Here is an 11,803-nt window from a genome sequence, read left to right on the forward strand (position 1 = left end):
CTCAATACCTAACGGTGAATGAATAGGATGAATGGCTGTTACAGGCCCGTTGTAAATTAAGACTCTGGATTAGCTAAAAAATTCACTTATTTCAAAAGGCTACTGCTGTCCTAAATATAAGCATCCTAAGATATGGCTTGATATAAGGCTCGCTATGAAGCAATTCAAGGAGAGGTAAGTATAGAAGTGTAAATGTACTGACCACGGTAATGTGAGATGCACCCCACCGTAGTCAGTATGATAGCTAAACGCGTGCTTAATCGCGGGTCTGATGCTCCGGGCGTAATAACCCCGATGCGCCTTCAGAGTAATCCCGAGGTGGCATTTTTACCGGTGCCTGATCATTATCTGCTTCAGATTCAGTCAGACGATAGCGGAACGGGTTATCTTGCAGTGGCAAGTCCGGTAATAAGTTATTGGAGCTTTTCGCCATATGTTGGTAGAGCTGGCGATAGTCGCGAGCCATATTATCCAACAACTCAGCACTGCGGGCAAAATGCCCAACCAGTTCCTGACGGTACTCTTCCAAATCAGTTTTGCTTTTCTCCAGCTCATTTTGCAGCACTTGCTGCTGACGCAATTTGCGGTTGCCAAAGCGCATAGCCACCGCGCCAATCACGATACCAACAACCAACCCAATAAGCGCATACTCCCAGGTCATGATGACTCCTTTTTTGACTTCATTGTTCAGCAGGACTTTTTCACTTAATAATACCCACTATAACCGTTAACCTTGTCGGAGTGGAATCCTGATGCAACTTTGCTTATGGTTATCAGGCTTTCTTCGCAGTGGCAGTGTCGGTAAATGCGGCGATTGCCCGATAAATCAGCAACAAAGTCGCGCAAAAAGTAGATAACTATTTTATCAGGGATTGTTGATAAACATGCAACCAAGTACACCTACAGCACTTTACCAGCAGGCACTTGATGCCGGCGACTACCAACCTGATGAGGTACAACGGCGTGCTGTAGCACGGCTGGATAGGCTTTATCAGGAACTAAATCAACGCCAGAGTATAGCGCCGACCCGCGCGAGTCTGCGCGGGCGGCTGAACCGTTTGATTGGGCGAGCAGTACCCCGGCCCCCCATACGACCCGCCCAGGGGCTGTATATGTGGGGCGGTGTTGGGCGGGGTAAAACCTGGCTGATGGATCTGTTTTTCCACAGCTTGCCGGGTGAGCGCAAGCTGCGACTGCATTTCCACCGTTTTATGCTACGGGTACATCAAGAACTGACTGAGCTGCAAGGTCATGAAAATCCGCTGGAGATTATTGCCGACGGTTTCAAAGCACAGACTGATGTGCTGTGCTTTGATGAGTTTTTTGTCTCGGATATTACTGATGCCATGTTACTGGCGACATTGCTGGAGGCACTCTTTGCCAGAGGTATCACGTTGGTTACCACCTCCAATATTCCACCGGATAATTTGTATCATAATGGTTTACAGCGTGCCCGCTTCTTGCCAGCCATTGAATTGATTAAACAGTATTGTGATGTGATGAATGTCGATGCGGGGATTGATTACCGCCTGCGGACCCTGACTCAGGCAAATCTTTATCTGACGCCCTTGAATCCACAAACTGAACAAGCGATGGACGATATTTTTGTCAAACTGGCCGGTAAAGAGGGGGACCAAGCGCCGATACTGGAAGTTAACCATCGGCCATTGCCTGCTATTTGCTCAGCACAGGGTGTTCTGGCGGTAGATTTCCATACACTGTGTGAAGAAGCCCGCAGCCAGTTGGATTACATTGCACTGTCCAAGCTCTATCACACGGTATTACTGCACAACGTCCACCGCATGGAGACGCGAGATGAGAATACGGCCAGGCGTTTTCTGGCACTCGTGGATGAGTTTTATGAACGGCGGGTAAAATTGATTATTGCGGCAGAAGTATCAATGTTCGATATTTATTGCGGTGAGCGCCTTAAATTCGAATATCAACGCTGTTTATCGCGGTTACAAGAGATGCAAAGTGAAGAGTATCTCTCTTTACCGCATCTGCCATAGGGATAATCTGCACGACCGTTATTCACTTTTGACCCGCTAAAATGCTATTCTGTGGTGGGCGATTTTCCTTCGCCCTAACTTAACATGTTTAATTTATACCTTTCTCGTCAAAAACAGTTCGATCTTTAACGTCGACTTCTCTATAATCTTGCGACCCCACGTTACAACAAAGTTTTTTTCCCAAAAACTTTGATAGTGCCGGCATTGGCTATTCGAAGGGGTAGGTTTGCTGGACTGATGGTCGTGTGAGCCTCAACTGTTTTTGAACGTTTGGGTGTTCACCAACGTGTAACTTATTAATTGGGTAAGCTTTTATAATGAAAACTTTCACAGCTAAACCAGAAACTGTAAAACGCGACTGGTATGTTGTTGACGCGAGCGGTAAGACCTTAGGTCGCCTCGCTACTGAACTGGCTAGTCGCTTACGCGGCAAGCACAAAGCGGAATACACCCCGCACGTTGATACTGGTGATTACATCATCGTTCTGAACGCAGAAAAAGTTGCCGTAACTGGTAACAAGCGTACAGACAAGATTTATTACCGTCACACCGGTCATATCGGTGGTATCAAACAAGCGACCTTTGAAGAGATGATTGCCCGCAGTCCTGAGCGTGTGATTGAAATCGCGGTTAAAGGCATGCTGCCGAAGGGTCCGCTGGGTCGTGCAATGTATCGTAAACTGAAAGTTTACGCGGGTACTGAGCACAATCATGCGGCGCAGCAACCGCAAGTTCTGGACATTTAATCGGGATTATGGCAATGGCTGAAAATCAATACTACGGCACTGGTCGCCGCAAAAGTTCTGCTGCACGCGTTTTTCTTAAGCCGGGTAGCGGTAATATCGTTATTAACCAACGTAGCATCGAAGAGTACTTCGGTCGTGAAACTGGCCGTATGGTTGTTATGCAACCGCTCGTACTGCTAGATATGGTTAGCAAGTTTGACATGTACATCACTGTTAAAGGTGGTGGTATTTCTGGTCAAGCTGGTGCTATCCGTCACGGTATTACCCGTGCACTGATGGAATATGACGAGTCTCTTCGTGGTGAACTGCGTAAAGCTGGCTTCGTAACGCGTGATGCGCGTGAAGTTGAGCGTAAGAAAGTGGGTCTGCGTAAAGCACGTCGTCGTCCACAGTTCTCCAAACGTTAATTTTTTGCCTCTACGGCATCAGATTAATGGTAAAAACCCGGTGTCTCACCGGGTTTTTTTATGCCTGAAAAACCACTTTCCATAGCATCACATATTATATTTTCGTTGCTAAACCGTTGTCTGATAAACAATTAATCACGAAATCGCAGCACCATCCCCACAAAACATGCAAAATCTGGTAAACTATCACCCACTTTTGTGCCTGTTCGGCGAACTGTTGGCGTCCGTGTATCTCCCTGGCTGAATAACTATCTCGACCAAGGCTTATTTACGGCAACAGCTGTCGAGATGACGAACCGGCGGTAAAACGACTCAGGATAGCAACCTAACCGTGGGCTATTCGCACTGTTTTCTAGATAATCTTGGAGGTTTTCATGGCTGTCGCTGCCAACAAACGTTCGGTAATGACGCTGTTTTCCGGCCCGACCGACATTTTTAGCCATCAAGTACGTATCGTACTGGCGGAGAAAGGTGTCAGTGTTGAGATTGAGCAGGTTGAAGCTGGTAATCTGCCGCAGGACCTGATTGACCTCAATCCCTACCAGACCGTTCCTACTTTGGTTGATCGCGAGTTAACATTGTATGAATCCCGCATCATCATGGAGTATTTGGATGAGCGTTTCCCTCATCCTCCATTGATGCCGGTATACCCTGTTGCACGTGGTAGCAGTCGTTTGATGATGAATCGCATCGAGAAAGACTGGTATTCCCTGATGCATAAGATCGAACAAGGTAATGCTCAGGAAGCTGAAGCAGCCCGCAAGCAGCTACGTGAAGCTCTGTTGTCTATCGCGCCGGTATTTAATGAAATGCCTTTCTTTATGAGCGAAGAATTCAGCCTGGTTGATTGCTATCTGGCTCCGCTGCTGTGGCGTTTACCTGTATTAGGTATCGAGTTAACCGGTGCTGGCTCTAAAGAGTTGAAGGGTTATATGACACGTGTGTTTGAGCGTGATGCGTTCCTGGCTTCCCTGACTGAAGCTGAACGTGAAATGCACCTGAAAACCCGAGGTTAATTGTTATGGAGATGTCGGATATGTCTCCGCGCCGTCCCTATCTGTTGCGCGCATTTTACGAGTGGTTGATTGATAATCAACTGACTCCGCATCTGGTTGTGGATGTCACCCGGCCGGGTGTTTCGGTGCCGATGGAATTTGCCCGCGATGGGCAGATTGTATTGAATGTAGCACCGCGTGCCGTGGGTAATTTGGAGCTGGGTAACGAGGGTGTAAGTTTCAATGCCCGTTTCGGTGGCGTTCCTCGTCAAGTTACCGTGCCGATGGCTGCGGTAATAGCTATCTATGCGCGTGAAAACGGCTCTGGCACTATGTTTGAGCCTGAAGAAGCTTACGATTCTGATGCTGATGGCAATTTTGAGGCTTTCACAGAGGAAGGTAGCGAGACGGCACCGGCTGAGAACCTGACATTAGTCACTGGTGATACTCAGGTATCACAGGACGATAGTCATTCACCGGATGATGAGCCACCAAAACCGCCACGTAGCGGTGGTCGCCCAGCATTACGGGTTGTTAAGTAACGAACAACACTGTTCTTTTGCACCAAGCGTTACCATACCCAATAAGGGCGGCATTAGCCGCCCTTATTATTTCTGCCAAATAACCAATAATTAAGACAGCTTTTTCAACTCAGCCAGACAGCTATCACGTTGACTCATCATATCGCTATTTCTGATAGTCGATAAGGTATGAGATGCGCGCTGTTGGAAGCTGGCTTTGGCAGCACTGTCTTTGACATCTGCCGGTGCGGTACAAATATCTGATACCGTTAGTGTTTTACTGTCGCTCACCGCTTTTAGTACTGCGGCCGGGTTATAAATCAGTGCAGAAGAGAGTGCCGATTTCACCCCAGCAGTGAAATTCGCATTACCGGCATCGGCCAGTTTAGGGGCCATGGCAATCCAGTTGTCATCACCCAGCTTAATATTATTTTCTACCGCAGGCAGTTGCCCCGCTTTTGCCAGCTCGGCTACCACAGCGCGCGCGCCACGCGCCTCAATATTATAACCAACTTCTTGATAATTCAAAGACATAGCCAATGCGCTGCTGCTGATCGCCAGCAAGCCGCCAGCAATAAAAAGTAAGTGAGATTTCATAACAGATAATCCTTTATTTAAAACAAGGCGTAACAATAAGGCTGGCCATGGGGTCAGGCCAAAAAGCATAGATACAGAAAGTATAAGTACGGAAAGCATAAACCTATCGGAGCTCGGCCTTTACTATAGCGCTTCAGCTATAAATTGCTGCAAATAAGGTGGTTGAGATTGTTACAAAATCTTGAGTTGAAGTGGATGTGCGTGGAAAAAACAGTAAAAAGGGCTGGATAACCAGCCCTCTAGTGTTAAGTCTATGGCAGGATACTTTTACTGTCAGACTTCCAGATAATTCATGATGCCATCTGCGGCTTTGCGGCCTTCGGCGATGGCTGTCACCACCAGATCAGAGCCACGGACGATATCGCCACCGGCAAAGATTTTCGGGTTACTGGTCTGAAACGCATTATCAGTGCTCTCAGGGGCCACTACGCGGCCCTGCTTATCCAATGCCACGTCATGCGCCGCCAACCACTCCATGCTGTGTGGACGGAAGCCAAATGCCATTATCACTGCATCTGCTGGTAGCACATGTTCAGACCCTGGGATCTGCTCAGCCACGCTGCGGCCTTGTGCATCAGGTGCGCCCAGTTGGGTACGAACCATCTTCACACCACAGACGTTGCCGTTGCTGTTAACTTCGATGCTTAATGGTTGCAAGTTGAATTTAAACTCAACTCCTTCCTCACGGGCGTTTTTCACTTCCCGCTTGGAACCTGGCATGTTGACCTCATCACGACGATAGGCGCACACCACATCTGTTGCCCCTTGGCGAATCGATGAACGCACACAGTCCATTGCGGTATCACCGCCGCCCAGCACTACGACACGCTTACCTTCCATATTGATATATGGCTCGTGGACGGTCGCATCAAAGCCCATCAACTGCTTGGTATTGGCAATCAGGTATGGCAGCGCATCATAGACACCCGAGGCATCTTCATTTGCCAGACCACCGCGCATCGATTGGTATGTCCCGACACCGAGGAACACCGCGTCATACTCCTTCAGCAGCGCATCCATGGTGATATCTTTACCGATTTCAGTATTGAGTTGGAATTCGATACCCATCTCGGAGAAGATTTTACGGCGCTTAATCATCACTTCTTTTTCCAGCTTAAAGGCTGGAATACCGAAGGTCAGCAAGCCGCCAATCTCTGGATGGCGGTCAAATACCACGGCTTGTACGCCGTTGCGTGCTAATACGTCGGCACAGGCCAGCCCGGCAGGGCCAGCACCGATCACCGCGACACGTTTACCGGTCGGGTGAACATGCGACATATCAGGCTTCCAGCCCATCTCAATGGCTTTATCGCTGATGTAGCGCTCGATGTTGCCGATAGTCACCGCACCGAATTCATCGTTCAGGGTACAAGACCCTTCGCACAGACGGTCCTGTGGGCATACACGGCCACACACTTCCGGTAAGCTGTTGGTCTGGTGGGCCAGATCCGCCGCTTCCATGATGCGCCCTTCGTTGGCCAGTTTCAGCCAATTAGGAATGTAGTTATGAACCGGGCACTTCCATTCGCAATAAGGGTTACCACAAGACAGGCAGCGGTCTGCCTGAGCTTTGGCCTGGGTTTCCGAAAACGGCTCGTAAATCTCAACAAATTCAATTTTACGGATCTTCAGCGGCTTTTTCGGCGGATCTACGCGCTGTAGGTCGATAAACTGATAAACATTCTGACTCATTTCAACCCCTTACTGCGCTTGAACCCGCAGCTCGGCTGCGGAACGGCTACGGTGGCCCAACAGTGCTTTCACGTCGCTGGATTTCGGTTTAACCAAAGCAAATTTGGTCACCCACTCTGGCCAGTTAGCCAGAATTTCTTCGCCACGGCTGGAACCGGTCAACTGAACATGCTCAGTGATCAGCCCACGCAGATGCTCTTCATGGATTGCCAATTGATCGACATCCAGGACTTCCACCAGCTCAGGGTTAACACGTTTACGGAATTCACCATCTTCATCAAGAACATAAGCAAAACCGCCGGTCATACCAGCACCGAAGTTAATCCCAGTGCGACCCAGTACGCAGACAATACCACCAGTCATGTATTCACAACCGTTATCACCGATACCTTCAACAACGGTGATAGCCCCAGAGTTACGCACGGCGAAACGCTCACCTGCACGGCCTGCGGCGAATAATTTGCCGCCAGTCGCGCCATACAGACAGGTGTTGCCGACAATGCTGGCCTCATGGCTGCGGAAGTTGGAGCCGACAGGAGGGCGCACTGCAATACGGCCACCGGCCATCCCTTTACCGACATAGTCGTTGGCATCACCGGTCAGGGTTAACTCAACACCACCGGCATTCCAGACACCAAAGCTTTGACCGGCAGTACCGGAGAAATAAGCTTTGATTGGGTCGGTTGCCAGACCTTGATCACCATGTTTAGTGGCAATCGCGCCCGACAGCGCGGCACCTACGGAACGGTCAGTATTACGGATATCGAAGTAGAACGTCTTACTGTGTTTCGCTTCAATGTGCGGTTCAGCTTGCGACAGTAACTCTTTGTTCAATATGCCTTTATCGAACGGAGGGTTACTTTCGGTACAATACAGTGCCTTACCCGGATGTGGCGTAGCGGTTTTCAGCATCGGCGACAGATCCAGTTTATTCTGTTTGGCTGAGATGCCATCCAGTTCCAGCAGCATGTCAGTACGACCAATTAAATCAACCAGTTGGCTTACACCCAACTCAGCCATGATTTCACGAGTTTCCCGTGCGATAAACTGGAAGTAATTAACCACCCGTTCAGGCAAGCCGTGATAATGGTCACGACGCAGTTTTTCATCCTGAGTTGCTACACCGGTGGCGCAGTTATTCAGGTGGCAAATACGTAAGTATTTACAACCGAGTGCCACCATAGGCCCGGTACCGAAGCCGAAGCTTTCTGCACCCAGAATCGCGGCTTTAACAATATCGACGCCGGTTTTCAAGCCACCATCCACTTGTAGACGGATTTTATGGCGCAGGCCGTTAGCAACCAGCGCTTGTTGCGTTTCAACTAATCCTAGCTCCCACGGGCAACCGGCATATTTCACTGAAGAGAGCGGGCTGGCACCGGTACCACCGTCGTACCCAGCAATGGTAATCAGGTCGGCATAAGCTTTCGCTACGCCGGTAGCAATGGTACCCACGCCCGGCTCAGATACCAGTTTCACCGAAATCAACGCTTTCGGATTGACCTGTTTCAAGTCGAAAATGAGCTGTGCCAGGTCTTCGATTGAGTAAATATCATGGTGCGGTGGTGGGGAGATCAATGTCACTCCCGGTACGGAATAGCGCAGTTTGGCGATATAAGGTGTGACTTTATCACCGGGTAACTGGCCGCCTTCACCTGGTTTTGCACCTTGTGCTACTTTGATCTGGATAACATCGGCGTTTACCAGATACGCCGGTGTCACACCGAAACGACCAGAGGCCACCTGCTTGATACGAGAAACTTTATTCGTACCGTAACGGGCCGGATCTTCGCCACCTTCACCGGAGTTAGAGAAGCCACCCAGACTGTTCATGGCGATAGCCAATGATTCATGGGCCTCCGGGCTAAGTGCGCCGATAGACATTGCCGCCGTATCAAAGCGAGTAAACAGTGATTCAGCCGGTTCCACTTGATCCACCGGGATCGGGGTGCCTTGCGGTTTAATGGCTAACAGATCACGCAGTGTGGCAATCGGGCGCTCATTAACCAGCTTGGCATAAACCTGATAATCGCTGTATTCACCACTGTGAACCGCTTTTTGTAAGGTGCTGACCACATCCGGGTTATACGCATGGTATTCGCCGTTGTGAACAAACTTCAATAAACCGCCCTGATCCAACGGCTTGCGTTTCAGCCAGGCACGTTTAGACAGATTTTGCAGATCTTGTTGGAAATCACTGAAGCTGGCTCCACCGATACGACTGACCACGCCCTGGAAACAGAGATTAGACAAATCACGATGCAGGCCAACCGCTTCAAACAGCTTGGCACAGCGGTAAGAGGCCACAGTTGAAATGCCCATTTTGGACATGATTTTGTATAGGCCCTTGTTGATCCCATTACGATAGTTAAGCATCACATCGCGATACTTCTTATCAATCGCTTGGCTATCAACCAATTTAGCCAATGATTCATAAGCTAAATAAGGGTAAATCGCAGTCGCACCAAAACCGAGCAGCACGGCGAAGTGATGCGGGTCGCGGGCACTGGCAGTTTCAACAATAATGTTGGCGTCGCAGCGTAGATTTTTCTCAACCAGGCGGGTCTGGATAGCGCCGACAGCCATTGGTGCGGGTACCGGCAGGCGGTTAGGGGCGATGGCACGATCAGACAGTACCAGCATTACGGCACCGTCACGGACTTTGCGCTCCGCTTCTTCACATAATCTCAGAACCGCTTGTTCCAGGTCAGTTTCGGCAGGATCAAAGGTCAAATCCACACGATCAGCACGATAATGCTCCCCTTCCAACGTGGTTAACTGTTGGAAATCAGAGAACAACAGGATCGGCGATTTAAAGCTCAGTCGGTGCGCCTGACCTTCTGCTTCGCAGAACACGTTCATTTCACGACCGATACTGGTCGCCAGTGACATAACGTGTGCTTCACGCAGCGGATCGATGGGCGGGTTGGTGACCTGCGCAAATTGCTGGCGGAAGTAATCGTAAATAATACGTGGGCCGCTGGATAGTACCGCAAATGGGGTGTCATCACCCATTGAGCCGGTGGCTTCCTGACCAATTTCACCCAGCACACGGATGACTTGGTCCAGCTCTTCACTGCTGTAACCAAATTGCTTCTGGTAGGTTTCCAGTGTCGAATCATCTAACTGACGGCTGCCCACCTGATCTTCTGGCAGATCTTCGAACGGCACCAGACGCTTAACGTTCTTCTCCATCCACTCTTTATACGGGTGGCGGCTTTTCAGATCGTTATCCGTTTCGGCTGAATGGAGGATCTTACCGCTGCGGGTATCGATCACCATCAGTTCACCAGGGCCGACGCGACCTTTTTCAATCACTTCATCGGGCTGATAATCCCAGATGCCCACTTCAGAAGCACAGGTGATCAGCTTATCTTTGGTGATAACGTAGCGCGCAGGGCGCAAGCCATTACGGTCAAGGTTACAAGCGGCATAACGGCCATCTGACATCACAATCCCGGCCGGGCCATCCCACGGCTCCATATGCATGGAGTTGAAGTCAAAGAAGGCGCGCAGGTCGGTATCCATATCTGGGTTGTTCTGCCAGGCCGGTGGCACTAGCAGACGCATGGCACGAATCAAGTCCATACCGCCACTGAGGAACAGTTCCAACATGTTATCCAGTGAACTGGAGTCAGAGCCGGTCTCATTGACGAAAGGAGCCGCATCCTGCAAATCCGGGATTAATGGCGTTTTGAATTTATAAGCACGTGCGCGCGCCCATTGGCGGTTACCGGCGATGGTATTGATTTCGCCGTTGTGGGCCAGATAACGGAACGGCTGAGCCAGTGGCCAGCGTGGCACGGTATTGGTTGAGAAGCGCTGGTGGAATAGGCAGATTGCCGACTCCATGCGCAAATCAGCCAAATCAAGATAGAAGCGCGGCAGATCCGCAGGCATACATAAGCCTTTATAGATCGTCACCAGATTAGAGAAACTACATACGTAGAAATCTTTATCTTCTGAAATACGCTTTTCGATACGGCGACGCGCCACAAACAGGCGGCGTTCCATATCACGTGGACGCCAGCCAGCAGGGGCGTTCACAAAAATTTGTTCAATCCGAGGCAGGGAGGAGAGGGCAATTTCACCGAGAACATCCGGGTTGGTCGGCACTTCACGCCAGCCGATAATCGACAGCGTTTCGTTTTGCAATTCTTCTTCTACAATGCGGCGGCTTGCCTTGGCGAGTTCTTCGTCCTGACTGAGAAACATCATGCCTACGGCATAGTTTTTGGCCAAACGCCATCCGCGTTCTTCAGCGACCATCCGGAAAAAACGATCCGGTTTTTGTAACAACAAGCCACAACCGTCGCCGGTCTTGCCATCAGCAAGTATCGCGCCACGGTGTTGCATGCGGGCCAGTGCGTGTATAGCGGTACGCACTACCTTATGGCTAGGTTCGCCTTCTATGTGGGCGATTAGGCCGAAACCACAGTTGTCCCTCTCAAGGGATTTATCGTACAACATATCAGTGAACCTCCCCAGGCTCTGCGAGACTCTCACAAACCGACTCCAGAAGGACATGGTTACATCAGGCAGGGTGGGCTGAGAGCCGCGTATTTCGCGACAAATCTGCTTTTCCGCCCTCCGCCAATGGCCTCTTGTGACGGTTCTCACAAGTGGTATAAGACTTGTTTTAAGAGGGAGTCTTAAATTACTGCATAATTATGACTAGACGTTTGCCCGTCTAGAAAGCTTCCAGCGGACCTCCAACTTAGCGAGAAAGAATACTCAGGTCAAATATAGGCTTAAGATATATCTTTAAGGTAATAAATGGGGTTATCACAATGAAAAATATATATTTATTGGTACTTTTAACCCATCTTATAC

General features: G+C 49.8%; 9 protein-coding genes. 5 read left to right on the top strand and 4 right to left on the bottom strand.

The annotated features are described in order from the left end of the window. Window positions 1-256 precede the first annotated feature (256 nt). Window positions 257-661 (bottom strand): Z-ring associated protein ZapG, encoded by a 405-nt coding sequence (zapG, locus tag V1952_RS07220; protein ID WP_004714934.1) that lies wholly within the window; start codon window positions 659-661, stop codon window positions 257-259. A gap of 223 nt (window positions 662-884) precedes the next feature. Here zapG and zapE point away from each other — a divergent pair, with 223 nt between their 5' ends. From zapE to sspB, 5 genes are all read left to right on the top strand, one after another. Beyond that, window positions 885-2,012: a cell division protein ZapE gene (zapE, locus tag V1952_RS07225; RefSeq protein ID WP_420071283.1), complete on the top strand. Its 1,128-nt coding sequence runs from the start codon at window positions 885-887 to the stop codon at window positions 2,010-2,012. Window positions 2,013-2,329: 317 nt separating this feature from the next. After that, window positions 2,330-2,758, top strand: a complete 429-nt coding sequence (rplM, locus tag V1952_RS07230; protein ID WP_005188409.1) for a 50S ribosomal protein L13 — start codon at window positions 2,330-2,332, stop codon at window positions 2,756-2,758. A gap of 14 nt (window positions 2,759-2,772) precedes the next feature. Then, window positions 2,773-3,165 (top strand): 30S ribosomal protein S9, encoded by a 393-nt coding sequence (rpsI, locus tag V1952_RS07235; protein ID WP_019080041.1) that lies wholly within the window; start codon window positions 2,773-2,775, stop codon window positions 3,163-3,165. 374 nt (window positions 3,166-3,539) lie between these two features. Beyond that, a complete protein-coding gene (gene sspA / locus V1952_RS07240; RefSeq protein WP_083162288.1) occupies window positions 3,540-4,181 on the top strand; it encodes a stringent starvation protein SspA in 642 nt (213 codons plus the stop codon). Between the two features lie 5 nt (window positions 4,182-4,186). Continuing rightward, a complete protein-coding gene (gene sspB, locus V1952_RS07245) occupies window positions 4,187-4,702 on the top strand; it encodes a ClpXP protease specificity-enhancing factor (protein ID WP_420074540.1) in 516 nt (171 codons plus the stop codon). A gap of 90 nt (window positions 4,703-4,792) precedes the next feature. On the opposite strand, the gene V1952_RS07250 is transcribed toward sspB, so the two are convergent. The 3 genes from V1952_RS07250 to gltB form a co-directional block, all read right to left on the bottom strand. Further along, entirely contained in the window at window positions 4,793-5,278 is a 486-nt protein-coding gene (locus V1952_RS07250) for a hypothetical protein (RefSeq protein ID WP_420071282.1), read from the bottom strand. Between the two features lie 273 nt (window positions 5,279-5,551). Continuing rightward, window positions 5,552-6,970, bottom strand: coding sequence for a glutamate synthase small subunit (locus tag V1952_RS07255; protein WP_420071281.1), 1,419 nt, complete (start codon window positions 6,968-6,970; stop codon window positions 5,552-5,554). Window positions 6,971-6,979: 9 nt separating this feature from the next. After that, complete coding sequence (gene gltB, locus V1952_RS07260; protein ID WP_083162296.1) at window positions 6,980-11,440, bottom strand: glutamate synthase large subunit; 4,461 nt, start codon at window positions 11,438-11,440, stop codon at window positions 6,980-6,982. Window positions 11,441-11,803: the final 363 nt, after the last annotated feature.

This window comes from Yersinia sp. 2542 StPb PI (assembly GCF_048593855.1).
GTDB classification, from domain to species: domain Bacteria; phylum Pseudomonadota; class Gammaproteobacteria; order Enterobacterales; family Enterobacteriaceae; genus Yersinia; species Yersinia enterocolitica_E.